Genomic DNA, 17,875 nt, shown 5'->3' on the forward strand with positions numbered 1-17,875 from the left:
GCGATCCTTGACTTATAGTCTCCTTGCTCTTTTTAAAGTTGATCTTCGTCTACATACTGTAAATAATATTAAGAAAAAATATCTTGGTATTATCGCCGAATATATCTGTATAATAATCTATAAAATAAAATTTTATCAAATTCTTCATCATAGAAAACGTTATTATGTCGGTGAAATAGATATCATCGCATTGCGTAATAAAGAAATTGTTTTTATTGAAGTAAAAGCAAGAAGTTCTAACATTGATGATAGATTTGTATCTTTTAATCAGCAAAAAAGAATTAAGCGAGCAGCTGAAATGTTCTTAAGCAGCAATAGTAAATATAATAATTATAATATTCGCTTTGATTTAGTTATTGTCAGTCCGTATAAATTTCCTATAATTATAAAGAACTGCTGGTAAATGGCTCATATGTCATCCCGTGGCGGCATTTTTGTGTGGATCATTCTCCCCCTGTCATCCCGTGATTTGTTCACGGGATCCAGTTAAAAATACTAATAAAATTAGTATTTTTTATTATTTTCTGGATCTAGTTCCCAAGCCACGGTATGACACCGAGGGCGTTTTTCGATCCACGCAACAATACTACGCGGGGATGACACCAAAAGTGTTTTTCATCGTGATACAAATATTTAATCCAACTATTTGGAGCATAACAATATGGCACTTGCTACTAAAGTAAAAGAATTTTTAGAAGAAAAGTTAAAACAAGAAAAAATAGACCGTAAATATCTCGCTGAGGTTACCGATGTCCCTTACACTACCATTAGCAGAATTATGAGAGCGGAAGTAAATCGTGAATTTAATCCTGAAATAGATACAATTTTAAAAATAGCAAAATATTTTAGTTGTACTACTGATGAGGTAATAAAGAGAACTGTACCTAATACGAATAGTTAGTAAATATGACAAAAAATAAAGGGTTGATCATAATTTTATCTTCCCCATCTGGTGCAGGTAAATCAAGCTTAGCAAAGGCATTATTAGAAATCGATAATAATCTACGCTTATCAATTTCGGCAACTACTAGAAAACCACGACCAAATGAGCAAGACGGGGTGAATTATTATTTTAAAACTAAATCTGAATTTGAAGAATTAGTTAAACAAAATCAATTTCTTGAACATGCTAAAATATATGATAATTATTATGGTACCCCTAAAAAACATGTCGAAAATTTGCTAAATCAAGGGCTAGATGTTTTATTCGATATTGATTGGCAAGGTGCAAGGAGTATAAAGCAAAATGCAGTTAATGCCGTTTCTATATTTATTTTACCTCCTAACCTTGAAATACTGGAGCAACGTTTAAGAAACAGAGCTGCTGATAATGAAGAAGCAATACAACTACGCATGGCTTCAGCACAAGCGGAAATATCACATTCTAACGAATATGATCATATAATTACTAACGATGATTTTAACGATACTCTTCAACAAATACATGCAATTATTTTACAAGAACGAAAGAAGCGGAATTAAATTGCCATTCGCTTTAAAGCTGTCATCCAGTTGATTGTCCAAGGTATTTTAGGAGCAAACCACTGGGGGCGTTATTGCACGGATCAGTTTTTCCGTCTGAGCTAAGGAAATTACGAAGTAACTGACGAAGCAAGGAAGTATAAAAAATGCTAATTTATAGCATTTTTTATTATTTTTCTGGATTGCCACGCTCATTTTATTCGCGTAGCTCAGACGACTCTCAATCCACGTGGGCAATGCTGCTACGGGGTGACAACTAAGAAAGCATATTATATATTTCCTGCATATATTTATGTTTCAGCCAAAGCTCCGCATTACCGATAACATAGAGATTATTTTTAGCCCTACTAATACCGACGTTTAAGACATTCGGCTTGCTTGTCATGATGCTCCTTGCTCCCTTATCTTCAGGATGTTGAGCTCCTAGCATCATAATTACCGTATCGTTTTCTTTGCCCTGAAAAGCATGTATCATGCCGATATTGTTATTTCCAAATTCTTTAATTATTTTCTCAAATTTTGAATCCTCATATATTTCGCTCAATTTTCTACGGACAGATTCGCTGTAATCCTTATACATAGTTATAATGTAAATTTGTTTCAGTAAATTAGTCCAGTCTTTTTCTGCTAAAATCTGCATCAATATATGCAATAATTTTTGAAATTCGGCTTCTGATTCATATTTATAACGTTGGATTTTATTGTCCTTTACATCTATCCATTTTGAAACACCTAAAATATATCTAATGTCGGATTTACAGTTAGAAGTCGCAAAAATCATCTTATTGCCGTAAGCTATTTTATTACATATGCTGAACATCGGATTTTGACATCTTCTATGTACTAATAAAGGAAAGCCAACAGTTGTATCATCTATTTTGGTTTGATATAAAGAATTTCGATCGGCTAAATTTTGTAGCGAAACTTCTGACGGAGACCAATCATAATATGAAACTTTAAAATTTTCACATAATTTTTTGATTAAATCTTGTTTTAATATAGAAATAGGCTCTGTTTGTAGCGGATCACCAACCACTATAACTTTGTTTGATTTATAAATAGCACTAGCTGCATATTGCGGAGGTATCTGTCCTGCTTCGTCAATAAATAGCCACGGAACTTCGTTATGATCAGCAGTAGCAAACATTCTATCGAACGAGTGGAAAGTTGTAGACACAACAGGAATAACCATAAAAAAGTTTTGCCAAGCAATCTTGTTCATTTCAGGCTTACCTGAAGAATGTATAGCTACATCAAAAAAATATTTTAGACTATGCCAAAAAATATCAGCATTAGCATTAATAAATATCTCATGTAATTTAACGGCACTAATAAATAAATTTGATCTTAATATTTCAAACATGGGATTAAAATAAGGAGTGATTTTATTTAAATCGTTAAAATTTTCTTGCCAATTTTGCCAAAACCAATCTTCTTCAAAATTTTTGATATCAAAACCCTCTTCTTCTAAAAAATTATATGATACTGCTAAAGTTCCACATATAATTATCAATCTTTTGAAATCATCAATTTTTGTTATAATTGCTTTCTCGTGATTTATTTTTTCTTCTTGTTGATGCAACAAACTACTATAAGCAAGGTATTTCTCTGTTTTGAATAATTTATAAAAAACTTTGAAATAATCAAGATTATAATCATTAATTTTTGCCGTATTTATCATTATCTCGTTTCTTGTATGAGTTAAGATAGATTCTAAATAGGCTTTTTCGTCTTCGTACTCTTTTATATTATTTTTGTTAACAATATTGTGTTTTTTTAATATATCGTGCTTTTCCTTGTTAAGCTCAATAGCTGATGAAATATTATTGTAAATTTCATCATGTAGTTTTTTAAAGTAAGTGCAAGCTTCAGTCCATGCCTTATTTAGCTCTTCCGAAGAATTACAATATTTGGGTTTAAAATGTGCAGGTGCTTTATCCTTACAGCCATTATTATTTAGCAAGTTAAGATATTGCAGCATTGTGTAATCTTCATCTTTGCCGTTTTCTTCATCCTTATACTTCCAAAACTTTTCTACGAATCTTTTTTTATTTCTAAGATTACCTAAAGGCGTAGCAAACAAGCCCCAAATTTTTTTTTATCATCACCGCACACAAGTTTTTTAAAATAACTTAAATCTTCATGATATAATTCATATATTTTACTATATAGCGATATTTCATTAGAGATATTTTCAACAGCATTATTATTTGAAGATGCTACAACCATACCGTAATTCTGTAACTCCGGTATTAAAGAACTAATATGATAATCAAACTCCGGAGTACTAAGAGAAGTTTTTCCTTTTTGAAATCCACTTTTAGGATCTTTTAGACTTATTAAATTTAAAGCACGATCTACATAGATATTTGCTATAATATCAAAAAGTATGGTAGTTTTACCTGTCCCGGGTGGACCGTTAACGGCAAAAAGCTTTTCTGAAGTAGGAGACAATACTTCATTGATTGCAGCAGCTTGTAAAGCAGCAAGAGAGTTTTTAGGTGATGAACACCAACGTGTCGGCTGCATCTTAAGAGGTGATAATAGCTTTTGCAAAGCTTCTTTCTGCTTCAAAACATCTATAGAAGTAGGTTTATCTTCCTTTCCAAGATATTTTGCCGCTGCTGACTCTGGTTTGATATTTGTGTTATTAGTCCGGATAAAATCTAACGGCTTTAGAAAAAAACTATTAAACATTTCCAATGAGGGAGGAGTAAAATTATAAACTACCGGTTTATCTTTTTTCTTTTTATGCGAGGTAACTCTTCTTATGCATATTTCAGAGCGATTAAATAAATATTTTTCATTAATTTCTAACTTCTGTACTAAAAGGTCAATCATCAAATTAATCATTTCTAAATCTAGAGTTCTAACTAAGGAATCTTGCTTTTTATCCTTAAAATATATTTTCTCACTTTCAGAAAATACTTGATCTATTAAACTGTTATTATTATCTATAAAATTTGCTAAATCTTTTAACTCTTTTTCTTGAAAATCATCTTTCATGATTCTACCGAGAGCATAAGCAGCAGTGGAAATAACCATAGAACGTTCAACATATTTGCCGTTTTCATCAATAGTTAAGCCGGCAATAGGCGTGATAGTCGGTTGCTCTTGATATCCCTTAAAATTATTGTAATCATTTAAAAATTCTTGATCTAGCTTATTCATATTTTGAATTTTCTTTAAAATATCAATTTCTGCTTCCGACCATTTTAGATATCCTAAATAAATATGCCAATGAACAGCTACCTCGTATTTCTCAAGTTCAAACCCAAGTTTATTTTTGTCTAACTTTTCAAATGGTGCATCTTTTAAGAAAAAAAGAGTCTCTTTTTTATCAAGTTTGCAACTAAAACTACCTTTTTGGTCTGTATGCTCTCTGATAATCTCAAAATATCTATTTAAATTTTCATTTTTATTGGGAGTTAATACTTCAATAACTTTCCATACATCTAGAACATTTTTAACTTGCTCGTCCGATTGATTATACATAGACAAAATTTTATACTTAAAATAGAAAATATCCTAAGTATGAAAAGATAGGTTGTAAACAACTTTTTTATATTGCTATTTATAGTTCTAAAATTTGTGTATAATTCACACGCTTATCACTAAACTCTTAATAATTCTCAATAAATCTTTTTGTATTTTTCATAGATTCATTCAATATATTTCTTTTAATTTATTAAAAGGAGCAAATGTAATGGATAATAATAGGGAAGTCATTAAATATATAGCCTCTAGTGTCTGGTCTTCTTGGAATCCTATAAACTGGTCACCAACCATGCAATTAGCTGCCGTAAGTTATATATTTTCTTGTTTAATTGATGATACTAATGCATATCTGGTCAAGGATACGCACGAGCTGAGTAATAGTCAAAATTTTACTTTTCATAGCACAAAATATCCTGCTTCTCGTTATGTAGAGCTTGCTAAGGAAATACCTGTATGCTTAAAAATATTAAAAATATTTCATAAATTTGATCCTGAATATGTACCGGATAAATCACTAACTTCTCATAGATTCATCGATAACTTTTCTAATTTATTAGAGCATTTTAAGCTAACTTCTATTAAAGATTCTACTGATTCTAATCCTAACTATCTTATAGTGTGGAACTGGGCAAAAAATTTAGGAAATATTTTTGAGCATTTTGGTCAGAAGCTAAAGCGTGCTTGTAATAAAGTAGAAACAGCGGAAAATTATTGGGAGAATTACGAACCGGAAGCATTTTCTGATTTTTCTATATTTCGTGAGTCCATAAACATAATGACACACTGCGAGGATGCATTATTAGGTTGTAGAGATATTATATCAGATATATATTAAGATAGTTTATAGTCAATTACTGTTGAGTGTTGCTTATGTAGATTAGTTTTCCCATCATTGTGAGGAGATGCATAGCAGAGGGCGGAGGCAATCTCATAAAACAGTACAACACTCATGAGATTGCCACGCAGTCTCCGACCGTTTGCAAGGTTTGTTCGTGGATCGGAAAACGCCCTCGGTGTCATACCGTGGCGGCGTTGTTGCGTAGATCATTTTTTCCGTCATTGCCACGCGGGTCTACGACCGCTCGCAATGACGACTTGGTATCCACGCAACAGCGTCTCCCGTGGCTTGGGAACTAGATCCAGAAAATAATAAAAAATACTAATTTTATTAGTATTTTTTAGCTGGACCACGTGGACAAGCCACGGGGTGACAGGGGAAAATGATCCACGCAACAATGTCTGCTCGCAATGACGATACTGAACATCTAAAATGCTGATGCATCAAATATTATTTTCTACTTCTTGCTTCTTCTATGAAATATTCTTGAAGTTTATCAGCTATAAAATCATCTACCATAGAAATTTTTTTATTTTCACTTGGTTGATTTTTTATAAAAATTTTATGCATTTCATCAATCACATTATCAACATTTATGATACTAGTTTTCTTTTTATCAGTTTTCATATCCATATTTCAAGTAAATAAGTTTAGTATACGAAGATCAACTTGGAAAAGAACAAGGAGTCTATAAGCCGAGGAGCGGAGCGTGTACTTAATACGTGAGCACCGGAGGACTTACAAAGACGACGCCGCCAATTTTTCAAGTTCATCGAGTATACGCTTCAACGCACATAGCCATACCCATACCGCCACCGATACATAAGGTAACTAAGCCCTTTTTAGCCTTATTTCTTCTTAATCCATGTATTAAAGTAATAAGAACACGACCGCCACTAGCACCGATTGGATGACCGATTGCTATTGCTCCGCCATTCACATTAACCTTGCTCATATCCCATTTCATTTCACGATTAACATAAATACTTTGAGCGGCAAAAGCTTCATTAACCTCGATAAGATCTAAATCATTAACACTCCAGCCGGCTTTGCTTAAAGCTTTTTGAGAGGCAGGAACGGGAGCAGTCCCCATAATACTTGGATCAACACCGGCAGAAGCATAAGAGACAATACGAGCAAGCGGCGTTAGATTATGCTTTTTTAATGCTTCTTCGGATACTGCCATAAGACATGCAGCACCATCATTAATTGAGGAAGCATTACCAGCAGTAACTGTACCGTTTTTATCGAAAGCAGGGCGTAATTTACCTAAAATCTCAAGGCTGGTATCAGGTCTTACTGTCTCATCATGATCAAATAAGCTAGCAGTTTTTTTAATCGTCACTTCAATAGGTAAGATCTCATCTTTAAATATTCCGGCTTTTTGGGCTTTCGCAGCTTTTTGATGTGAGCTTAGGGCAAATTCATCTTGCTGCTCTCTAGTAATATTAAACTGCTTTGAAATATTTTCAGCAGTAATACCCATAAATACCCCTGAAAATACATCGGTTAACCCGTCATACTGCATGAGATCAACCATTTTAATATCACCAAATTTAGCTCCTGCTCTTATATAGCTGCCATGCATACCGAGCGACATATTTTCCTGCCCACCTGCTATCACAATATCGTTATCGCCAGTCATAATTGAGGCTGCTGCAAGTGCTACTGTTTTAAGACCTGAACCGCAAACCTTATTAATTGTATAGCCTGGTACTTCTTTAGGAATACCTGCATGAATTAGGGTTTGTCTTGCCGGATTCTGTCCACTACCGCCTGTGATCACCTGCCCGAGTATCACCTCATTTACTAAAGCTGGATCAATTTTACTATTCTGCAAAATATCTTTTATTAAGTGCGTCGCAATCATCGGTGCAGGAGTAGTACTAAGACTACCCATAAACGAGCCGAAAGCCGTTCTTTTCGCATGAGTGATGTAAACCGGTTTTATCATGATATATACTCCTTAAAATAATATTGAATTTAGCCTGTCATACCGCGGCTTGACCGCGGTATCTTAGGACATAATCTGTGACAAAAGACCCCGTGGACAAGCCACGGGATGACCTTAATGTTAAAATAAATCCGCTAGTTTATTATTTATCAAATAACTAATATGTCCGCCTGGTACTTCTATAAGAGTAGAGTTTTTAAACAATTTTTGCAAAGATAAAATAGAAGATTCAGGCACTATTTGATCATTTTTTGCAACTATAATATATACAGGGCAGTTAATTACGTTTGGATCAATTACTGTGTCATCTATTTTCCATTTCAAATTCACAAACATATTTTCGCCTAATATATTCTGCATAATCTGATTATAAGTGTCGCTCGGTATATCGTGACCGGACATTAGCCAGTTCTCAATTCTGAAAGCTAGTTCTTGCTCTTTTTCGGAGGTTAAGGAAAAAAATTTATCCAGCTTAACCTGAAAATAATCAGGAAATAGCAGAAAGAATAAAATTTGTATATGGATTTTAGGAATTAAGGGCAAATTTTCTACATAAGCATCTAGCTTCAAATATTGATGCAACATTTTTACATAAAAGAAGTGAGAAAAATCCCAAGGGCAGGTAAGTAAAGTTAAAGTTTTTATAGATTTAGATGCGATTATATTTGCAGCTATTGCAAGGTTACCGCCGATACAATGCCCTATCAAATTAATATTATTCACATTTAAATTATGTATTACTTCAACTATTTTATGTACATAATCATCTAATAAATAGTTTGATTCTTTAACCTCTAACCAATCTATTAAATAAACTTCACCTTGTTCTCTTAAATTTTCTATAAAGCTTTTATTGCGGCTTAAGAAAAATATTTCCGGTGAATTGAAAATAGAAGGGATGATTAGGAATGTTTTCCCGTCATTGCGAGGAGAGACGGAGTCTCGACGCGGCAATCTCAGGACATTTTTATGAGATTGCCACGCTTGTTTTTCTCGCTCGCAATGACGATCACCGGTCAAGCCAAGGGATGACATAGAGCAATAATACACCACCCTATAATATTTCGTTTCTGCTACTATTTCTCCCAGCTCTAAATATTTATTACCTAATTTATGATTTTTTGCGTAACTATTATATAGGTCAAAATATTTCTGATATTTATCGTTATTCTGCATCCTAACTTTCTTATATTATATTAATCTTTCTTGACATTGGACCAAAAATATTGTATAAACTTTCGCATCTTCAGAATGTAACAAAACAGTATATAGTCTCTAAATTTTTTAGAGAAAATAACTTTTCATAAAATCTCGAAGTGCTTAAATTTTTTTTTTGTCCCTAGGGCTTTATAATGCTAAGTACCTCATCATCGCGACCGTTTAAAAGCAAATTTAGAGCCGCTTTTTGGTCTATTCATAATTACGAACTCGGAAAATTTATTCCGATGAGTGCCTTAATGTTTTGCATTTTATTCAATCAGAATATTTTACGCATATTAAAAGATAGTATCTTAATTTCTGAAATTAGTGCAGAGATAGCTGGTTTTGCTAAAGTTTATTGTGTTACACCTGCAGCTGCTTTATTTGTAATTATTTATGCTAAAATGATTAATCATCTCACTTTTGAGAAGATTTTTTATTATTTAACTGCATTTTTTATCGGTTTCTTTGTTTTATTTGCTTTTGTTATCTACCCTAATATTCATGTTTTTCATGTACATCCGGACCATCTAGCTGATTGGATGGAACGTTACCCGCATTTTAAATGGTATATATCATTAATAGGCAATTGGGGTTATATAGTATATTACAGCCTTGCCGAACTTTGGCCTAATATTTTTTACGTACTATTATTTTGGCAATTCGCCAATGAGCTTACCACTACTGAAGAAGCTAAGAGATTCTATACGCTTTTCTCGTTATTCGGTAATTCATCTTTAATATTAGTCGGCTTCTTAATGATGAATTTATCATCTGAAGAAACTATTGTGAAGCATTTTATAAATATTTCTGACAGCAAAATCACTTTAGTACAAATATCAACTATTTTGGTTACAATCGTTGCAGTTATATGTTGTCTACTAATTCGTTTTATTAGCAGAAATGTTTTTACTAATCCTTTATTTTACGCTAAGGCAAAAAGTGGGCAATCAACTTCCGAGCGTATGGGGATCATTAAGAGCTTTAAATATATTGCAAAATCTAAATATTTATGGCTACTTTTAATCTGCTCGGCAGCATTTGGTTTTGCTATTAATTTGGTTGAAGCCGTATGGAAAGCAAAAATTAAGGAGTTATATCCAACTGTTAATACTTATGCTGAATTCAATAGTCTGTACATACTTTGGACCGGCGTTGCCATTATGGTTATGACTATTATCGGCAATAATGTTATGCGTATGCATAACTGGTTTGTTGCGGCTGTAATCTCACCTGTAATAATAATGGTTACCGGAGTTCTGTTCTTTGTGCTTATTGTATTTGATCAAAAAATCCTCTCATTATTTGATGGGGCAATTTTAATGTCACCTCTTGCACTCGCCGTATCTATCGGCGGAATCCAGAATATTTTAGCCAAAGGAACAAAATATTCTATATGGGATACTTCAAGAGAAATGCTATATATCCCTCTTGATCAAGAGTTAAAAACAAAAGGTAAAGCTGCTGTTGACGTGATAAGTGCAAAAGTTGGTAAATCATCAAGTGGGCTTGTACAATCTATTATATTTACCATAATCCCAACTGCAACTTTTACCTCTATTTCACCTGTTCTAATGGTGGTGTTTACTTTCGTATGTCTTGCTTGGATTTATGCGGTGAGAAAGATATATTTTGAATATCAAAAAATCGCATAGACTCGTTTTATTTGAAAAATTGGCTATGTTGTCTTTTGCTGATAATCCTCACGTACTTTTTGTACGCTGCGGTTATCAGCTTCAAGACGCCTTGCTCTTTTCCAAATAAAACTTCGTCTACTGTTCTCAATTGTAATGGCTTCGGTACTTCTTGCTTTTGATCCTCACGTATTAACGTATACGCTTCGGTCAAAAGCTCCGAGGTATCTCGCCCTTTTTCAAATTAAACTTTGTATGTCGATGAACTTCAAAAATTGGTGTCGTCTTCTTTGTCATCCCGCGAGCTTGTAGCAGGATCCAGTTAAAAATGCTATGCATTTTACTGGATTGCTTCGTCAATTACTTTGTAATTTCCTTAGCTCAGACGGAAAAAATCGATCCCTGCAACAAGACAGTTTTGGTTTTCTATAATTGTTTATCTAAATTGCAGTTAAAAGCTTACAAAATCAGATTGACTTATTTAAAGTTTTGTATTGTCATCCCGTGGCTTGTCCACGGGATCCAGTACTTAAAAAGCCTAAATACAGCAAATTTTAAAATTAAAAGCTCGATTTTTCTCGCTTTTTTCTGGATCCCGTGGACAAGCCACGGGATGACAACAAATGGCATAGATGCTTATTATACTCTAATTCGTAGTTTATTCAAATCGCCATGCAATAAGATTATACTTATAATTGATAAACAATTGCTAAAATCCTATTTAGGTTTATTTCGTTCTATTATTCTCGGTACTTTATCATATCTCAAGTTAATTAAAATTTTCATCTATGATGAAAATGATTTCGCTCTAGATATAAAAGCCTTAAAAAGTAATGAAAATTACTTCTGGTCTTATAAAATCAATTATTTTAAAAAGCTGATTAATGGGGAGTGATTAGTTTTGCCAGCATGGATCGAAAAACGCCCTCGGTGTCATGCCGTGGCTTGGGAACTAGATCCAGAAAATAATAAAAAATACTAATTTTATTAGTATTTTTAACTGGATCCTGTGAATAAATCACAGGATGACAGGGGGAGAATGATCCACGCGGGCAATGCCTTCCTGCGGAAGCAGGAATCCAGAAAAATAAATATAAAAGCAGCAAGTTTTTAAAATTAAAAGCTTAGGTATCTCGCTTTATGCTGGATTCCAGCTTCGGCATTGTTGCGTGGATTGAGAGTCGTCATTGCGAGGAAATTACGAAGTAATTGACGAAGCAATCCAGTAAAAAATGCTAACTCTATAACATTTTTTATTATTTTTTTCTGGATTGCCACGCTCCTTGCAGTCGCTCGCAATGACGATTTGGTATCCACGCAACAATGCCTCCCGCTTCCGCGGGAATGACATAAAAACTATCTGGTCTTATTGGTCAAGCAACTAGATGACTACCCTAGTGTGCTTTTTGATCCACGCAGGCAATGCAAAAAGTAAGGTGATGTTTATTTATAACTTATAAATCCCAGAGAATTCAGGGAGTTTACTGTTTCAAATAATGGTAATCCCATAACATTTGAATAAGAGCCGGAAATAAATGAAATGAAAGCTTCGGCGTAACCAGAGATTTTACATCCTCCAGCTTTATCAATCCCCTCATCTAGCGAGCAATAAAAATTTAGCTCTTCTTCGCTTAATCTTTTAAACTTAAGGACTGTTTGGACTATTTTCTGCCTAGTAACCAACTGATCTTTATCTTTTTTGATGATGCACAAACCGGTATAAACACGATGACGACGTCCGGATAATATATTCATACAATATCTTACTTCTTCAGGGCTACTTGCTTTTGGCAATATTCTTCTTCCAAGTGCCGTTACAGTATCTGCTGCTATGATAATAGCAGAATCTTCTATTTGAGAGGCAACTTTTGTAGCTTTTTCGTAAGCAAGCCTTGTCGCTAAATGATTTGGTGATTCACGTAGATTAGGCGTTTCGTCTATATCTGCTGGAATAATTTGTGCAGGTATAATTTTAATTCTTTTAAGAAGCTCAACCCTTGCAGGTGACTGTGATGCTAGTATTATAGGTAGGTTTTTTGATCGATATTGCATGCTTAAGATTGGTGACGAAGAATTACACGTCCCTTAGTTAAATCGTAAGGAGTCATTTCTACTGTAACTTTATCACCCAATAATATTCTAATACGATTTTTACGCATTCTACCAGCGGTGTGAGCAATAATTACATGACCATTTTCCAACTTCACTCTAAAAGTAGCGTTAGGTGCAAGCTCAATTACTGTACCCGTAAACTGAATGAGATCGTCTTTTGACATTAATTTATATTTATAAATGGTCGGGGCGGAGAGATTCGAACTCCCGACCCTCTGGTCCCAAACCAGATGCGCTACCAGGCTGCGCTACGCCCCGAGAGTTAATTTCTTATATTATATACTCCATTATTCGCAACAAATCAATTTGTTTATTTAAAAATATGTAAATATTAGCTTATTTAACAATAAAAACAGTAATTACTACCTTATCCACTCGACATCTTACTAAGTATAGATTAACTCATGTTAATAAAATTTTAACTATGGTTAAAATTAATTATATTTAAGCGAAAAAATTAAATTTTATTTAGGTTTTATGAAGTTATTACAAAAAATCTACAAAATTTAATTTTCTTTAATAAAAGAAAAACAATTATAAGTTGTTAATTGATTCTATAACTTCCTTTTAAATTCTAGCTTTATTTATGTATTTGTTACATATAATTAATAATTTTCAATTAAAAGTAGTGTGTTTTTTATAGAACAAATTTATGCACTAGGAAAATTTTATTGTTTTAACAATTATTAATTATTTCTGCTATTCCTTTTTTATTATTAATATTAATTAAAATACAGAGTAAAAATATTAATTTTATTATTAACCATTTCTAAGGTTAAACATAACAAAAACATTAACATTTTTATATTATCTTTTGCACGAAGTATTTACCAATCTTCACGCAATACAGAACAATATTTGCTGAGAAAATACAGATCTCAAATTTTAATTTAAAGATTAAGCAAACTTTAGGAGACGTTATGTCAAGTCAAAAAAATAACATAAAGGATTTCGTAAAAAAGGCACTAGTCAGTACCTCTATGGCTGCAACAATGCTCACAGCAGAAAGTGCTTTCGGTACATCAACGTTAATAAATCGTGATGTGACAGGAAGTACTGCAGATTTAAACAGCGGGGCGGGACTTGATGCAGGAGCACCACTTCTCCCTGGTCAAATGCTTACAGTTCCAATACAGTCCAACATCAATGTTAACACGCCCACGGTTAACGGAACATATCTAAGTGCTTCAGGTACTGTTATGACCTTTACAAATCCAAATACAACAATTGATGCTATTCAAAGCTCAAATGGTAACCCAAACGCATTAAGTATGGTTATAACGCCAGGAGTACACGTTACCCTGACAGGTGTAGGGTATCCCGCTGATCCAGATGCAAAAGATGCTTCTGGGAACTCAAATCCTTTTGCTGGTACTGCAACTAATCAAAGTGATATCGCAAGTATAGATTTCCAAAACGGTAATGGAATAATTGAGATGAATGCCAAAACTTCTGGCTTAATGGATTTTGCTACCGGCACTACACCTACTATTATTGCTAATGCTGCGGATGCTACTACAATAATCGGGGCTGGTACTACTATACAGGTAAAAGACAAAACTTGGACTAGTATGGGGACAATTGATATTGCTCCAGCTTTAACAGCAACAATAGGAACAGGATATAAATATATTAACGGCTTAACTGGTGATGTTAACGTATATCCAGCCGGGCAAACTTTTATATTTCGAGGTCAAACTTCTTCAGTTGATTTTAGTAATGAAAGCAGTCAAAGCTATGCATTTGTATCCGGTAAACCTATAGCACCTATCACTGATAACAGTGGAACAATAACAGACAGCTATGGGGCAGCAGCCTTTCACGTTTCTACCTCAGAAACAACTATTGCTGTAAATATCGGACTTAGCAATAAGCAAAGACTAAATACTTTTATTACTGATGGTAAGAATATAACAACTATTACCGGTACTATTTTTGCTCAAACTATTGGAATTAATCAAAACCCTTCAGACGTGCCTGCCGGTACTACACAGCTTAAATGGCAAACACCGATTGATACCGGAGCAGGAGGGGTAATAAAATTTGGTAGTTCTAGTATTTCAGAGTTCCAAGCAGCTATAACCTCTAATATGGATTTTAATGGAACGGGTGCAACAGCAATAATAGATTCCGAAGTTAATATAACGGGTAATATAATTAATTCCGTAGCAGGAGGAACTCAGAACTTGAATTTCGCTGGAGATAATACAGTTACCGGTAGCGTAGGGGGAAATGTTACAGGAAGTAATCCTATTTATGCGTTAAATATTCAAGGTGATAATAATACACTAGTTGATCTTCAGGGAGATGTGACTGTTGAAAATTTTAATTTTACTAGTGATGGTATGGCTGATGTAGGCGGAACATTAACTGCTATATCAGGAGTAAATTTTAATAACCAAAAAGGAACACTTATATTTGATGGGACAGGAGGATCTTATGTTTTTTCAAGCCCTGTTATTAGCCAATCAGCTGGTGGAATAACAGTAGCTACTAATCTTACAGTAACTGACCCTAGTATTGCTGACATTGGAGTTACTCAAATAGGATCAACAACGCTTCCTGGAGCACTGACTTACGCAATTAATCAACCAAATCTTACTCTTTTGGCAAATGGTAGTAAACTTACTTTTGCTCAAGCTAATTCTAGTCTAACTTTTGATGCTCCTACTCAACAAACTGTAGCCTTTGGTGATAGTATAGATGGTTTTACTGATGGTACTAGTAACATGGTCTTAAATGGTACTCAACCTTTAACTATTCAAGGAACTACCAATGATAAAACTATAGGGGCTACTAAAAAATTTAATAATTTAAATGTTATAGGAAATGTTACAGCTTCAGGTGGAGCAAGTCTAATTAATATTGGTGGCTTTACATCTCTTACTATCGCCGGGAATAGTAATCTTACAGATCAGGGTGTTACCTCGTCAAATATTGCTTCTATAATTATTGGTGACAGTAGTGGTGCTTCAGGCTATATACTTACTCCAACAGAAAATTTTAACCTTGCTTCAGACGGTCTGAAATTTGGTAATACCAATTCTCTATTAACTATTCAAAGTAATGGTGATGTAACAGCCAATTTAAATGGGGATTTAGATCCAGGTATCTCAGGCGGTGGTGCAATTTCATTAAATTCAACTGGTGGCACTTTAACAATAACAAACGCAAATAATTTAGGTATAGCAGGCTCTGGCAATCTTTTAAACACTATGGAATTTAAAGGGACAGGTAATATTACTGTAAATCCAACTATTAATACTGCAAATCCTATTACTACACTTTTAGATGGTCAATTAATACTCGGAAATGTCAATACTAGTATTAATTTTGCTGCTGCAACTAATCTCACAGTAAATATTAATAATAATGGAATAGTTGGCATTGTCACAAGTAGTATAGCTGGGACTCCTGCAGGTACTGTTAATTTTGTAGGAGCAGGAACAAGTACTGCCATTACTAATGTTACGGCAGTTAATTTTCAGGGTGCAGGTCTAGTTACCTTAACTTCGCCTTCCGATGCTGGTAATTTTACTGTTACAGCCTCAGGAGTACAAATTAATACAGCTGATGCCCCTGCTAATCTTACTACTCCTACTACCGGTATCGTTGCTGCTGGAGATGGAGCAGTGTTTGCTACTATTAACGGAAATGCTTCTGTTAATACCGGTTCAATAACTGGTAGTATAAGCAAGGATGCTACTATTACCGCTACTGGACAAATTACTGGTAATGTTGATGGTAATGCAACTGTAAACTCTGGTCAGCTTACAGGTAATACTGGCGGTAATGCAAGCGTAGGTGTAAATGGACAAATTATCGGTAATATAGGAGGTACTGCTACATATACGGGTGCAGGAACTATTAATACTACAACTATTGGCGGTCAAACCGATTTTGCAGGAAATGAGGGTAAATTAAATGTTAATGATGGAGGTAATTTAGGAATTATTACAAGTAGTATAGTTGGGACTCCGGCAGGTACTGTTAATTTTGCAGGAGCTGGAACAATTAATTCTATTCAGAACGCAGGAGCAGTTAATTTTAATGGACCTGGTCTAGTTACTTTGACTAATGCTTCTAGTGCCGGAACTTTTACTATCGCTCAAGGTGGAACAGTCGTTAATGATGGTAACGGAGTTACCGGTGATGTAGTTGCAGGTGACGGTGAATTTAATTCTAATATTGATGGAAATGCTTCTGTTAATGATGGAACAATAACGGGTGGTGTAAGCCAAAATGCAACTATTACAGGTGATGGACAAATTAATGGTAGTGTTGGTGGTAATGCAGCTGTAAATGCTGGTGAGCTTACAGGTGATGTAACTGGTAATACAACTGTAACTACAGGACAAATGACTGGTAATACTGGCGGTACTTTATCTTTAGGTGCAGGACATGTTGCCGGTAATGTTGGTAGTAGTGTCACGTTTACAGCTGCAGGAGGAGCTCTTGATACTACTACTGTTGGTGGACCAATCGATTTTGCGGGTAATAATAGTACAGTTACTGTTGCTGATAATGGTAGCTTAACAAGCGTTACAAGTAGTACAACAACTACTGCAGGTAATGTAGGATTTACAGCTAATGCCACTGTTACAGGTGCTATAAATAATATCTCGACAATAGTTATAGAGGGGGCAACAAATCAAAAAGTAACTTTTGGCTATGATATATCAGTAACCTCTCTTAGCTTTACTAACGGGGGAACAGCTGATTTAAAAGGATCGCTTACTGGTAGTCTTAATTTCGGTACTAATGGTGGTATTTTACAGTTCTCAGGAACAGATCCAGACGGCTATTCATTTAATAGTGCAGTTACAAATGGTCAGACTGGAACATTAAATGTTTATACTAATTTAACATCTACTGACGCATCTATTGGAGAGATAAAAACAATTAACATAGGTCAGCTAGGCACACCGAATGCTCTTAATATAGTAGTTAACCAACCAGCATTAAGTTTACTTGCTGCAGGTGGATCTATTAGTTTCAACGGGGTTCAACATTAAACATACTACCAGGACAAGCACAAGCTATAACTTTTGGAGGTAATTTAGATGGTACTACAGGAACAGGTGGCGGTATTTTAGACTTTGATGCAACTAATGGCGATTTAACGTTACAAGGTGCAACAGGTAATGAAACTGTAGG

14 protein-coding genes and 1 tRNA gene are annotated in these 17,875 nt (G+C 34.3%); 7 read left to right on the forward strand and 8 right to left on the reverse strand.

Annotated elements, in window-relative coordinates; genetic code table 11:
• Positions 1-7 precede the first annotated feature (7 nt).
• From AAGD49_RS00630 to gmk, 3 genes are all read left to right on the forward strand, one after another.
• The gene (locus tag AAGD49_RS00630; RefSeq protein ID WP_341788710.1) at positions 8-403 is read left to right on the forward strand and encodes a YraN family protein; all 396 of its coding nucleotides are present in this window, start codon (positions 8-10) and stop codon (positions 401-403) included.
• 258 nt (positions 404-661) lie between these two features.
• A complete protein-coding gene (locus tag AAGD49_RS00635) occupies positions 662-901 on the forward strand; it encodes a helix-turn-helix transcriptional regulator (RefSeq protein WP_012152230.1) in 240 nt (79 codons plus the stop codon).
• Positions 902-906: 5 nt separating this feature from the next.
• On the forward strand, positions 907-1,482 hold the full coding sequence (gmk, locus tag AAGD49_RS00640; RefSeq protein WP_016948508.1) for a guanylate kinase: 576 nt from the start codon (positions 907-909) through the stop codon (positions 1,480-1,482).
• A gap of 256 nt (positions 1,483-1,738) precedes the next feature.
• Here gmk and AAGD49_RS00645 read toward each other — a convergent pair whose 3' ends face one another.
• Together AAGD49_RS00645 and AAGD49_RS00650 are read right to left on the reverse strand one after the other, a co-directional pair.
• Positions 1,739-3,565, reverse strand: coding sequence for a DEAD/DEAH box helicase (locus AAGD49_RS00645; RefSeq protein ID WP_341788711.1), 1,827 nt, complete (start codon positions 3,563-3,565; stop codon positions 1,739-1,741).
• Positions 3,547-4,977 (reverse strand): hypothetical protein, encoded by a 1,431-nt coding sequence (locus AAGD49_RS00650; RefSeq protein ID WP_341788712.1) that lies wholly within the window; start codon positions 4,975-4,977, stop codon positions 3,547-3,549. The genes AAGD49_RS00645 and AAGD49_RS00650 overlap by 19 nt, the downstream gene beginning before the upstream one ends.
• 211 nt (positions 4,978-5,188) lie before the next feature.
• On the opposite strand from AAGD49_RS00650, the gene AAGD49_RS00655 reads away from it, so the two are divergent.
• A complete protein-coding gene (locus tag AAGD49_RS00655) occupies positions 5,189-5,815 on the forward strand; it encodes a hypothetical protein (RefSeq protein ID WP_341788713.1) in 627 nt (208 codons plus the stop codon).
• A gap of 453 nt (positions 5,816-6,268) precedes the next feature.
• Here the strand turns inward: AAGD49_RS00655 and AAGD49_RS00660 are convergent, their stop codons facing one another.
• The 3 genes from AAGD49_RS00660 to AAGD49_RS00675 form a co-directional block, all read right to left on the reverse strand.
• A complete protein-coding gene (locus AAGD49_RS00660; RefSeq protein ID WP_341788714.1) occupies positions 6,269-6,445 on the reverse strand; it encodes an AbrB/MazE/SpoVT family DNA-binding domain-containing protein in 177 nt (58 codons plus the stop codon).
• Between the two features lie 142 nt (positions 6,446-6,587).
• Complete coding sequence (locus AAGD49_RS00670; RefSeq protein WP_341788715.1) at positions 6,588-7,772, reverse strand: acetyl-CoA C-acetyltransferase; 1,185 nt, start codon at positions 7,770-7,772, stop codon at positions 6,588-6,590.
• A gap of 120 nt (positions 7,773-7,892) precedes the next feature.
• Positions 7,893-8,948 (reverse strand): alpha/beta fold hydrolase, encoded by a 1,056-nt coding sequence (locus AAGD49_RS00675; RefSeq protein ID WP_341788716.1) that lies wholly within the window; start codon positions 8,946-8,948, stop codon positions 7,893-7,895.
• Between the two features lie 176 nt (positions 8,949-9,124).
• Here AAGD49_RS00675 and tlc5 point away from each other — a divergent pair, with 176 nt between their 5' ends.
• Positions 9,125-10,627, forward strand: coding sequence for a GTP/GDP exchange transporter Tlc5 (tlc5, locus tag AAGD49_RS00680; RefSeq protein ID WP_341788717.1), 1,503 nt, complete (start codon positions 9,125-9,127; stop codon positions 10,625-10,627).
• Between the two features lie 592 nt (positions 10,628-11,219).
• On the forward strand, positions 11,220-11,501 hold the full coding sequence (locus AAGD49_RS00685; RefSeq protein ID WP_341788718.1) for a hypothetical protein: 282 nt from the start codon (positions 11,220-11,222) through the stop codon (positions 11,499-11,501).
• A gap of 548 nt (positions 11,502-12,049) precedes the next feature.
• Here the strand turns inward: AAGD49_RS00685 and AAGD49_RS00690 are convergent.
• The 3 genes from AAGD49_RS00690 to AAGD49_RS00700 form a co-directional block, all read right to left on the reverse strand.
• The gene (locus AAGD49_RS00690; protein ID WP_341788719.1) at positions 12,050-12,658 is read right to left on the reverse strand and encodes a nucleoside triphosphate pyrophosphatase; all 609 of its coding nucleotides are present in this window, start codon (positions 12,656-12,658) and stop codon (positions 12,050-12,052) included.
• 2 nt (positions 12,659-12,660) lie between these two features.
• Positions 12,661-12,882: a translation initiation factor IF-1 gene (infA, locus tag AAGD49_RS00695; protein WP_011476840.1), complete on the reverse strand. Its 222-nt coding sequence runs from the start codon at positions 12,880-12,882 to the stop codon at positions 12,661-12,663.
• 17 nt (positions 12,883-12,899) lie between these two features.
• Positions 12,900-12,976, reverse strand: a tRNA-Pro gene (locus AAGD49_RS00700).
• Positions 12,977-13,638: 662 nt separating this feature from the next.
• Between AAGD49_RS00700 and AAGD49_RS00705 the strand changes: the two genes are divergently transcribed.
• Entirely contained in the window at positions 13,639-17,733 is a 4,095-nt protein-coding gene (locus AAGD49_RS00705) for a hypothetical protein (RefSeq protein WP_341788720.1), read from the forward strand.
• The last annotated feature ends 142 nt before the right edge of the window (positions 17,734-17,875 follow it).

The organism is Rickettsia endosymbiont of Lasioglossum villosulum (genome assembly GCF_964026455.1).
Taxonomy (GTDB): Bacteria; Pseudomonadota; Alphaproteobacteria; order Rickettsiales; family Rickettsiaceae; genus Rickettsia.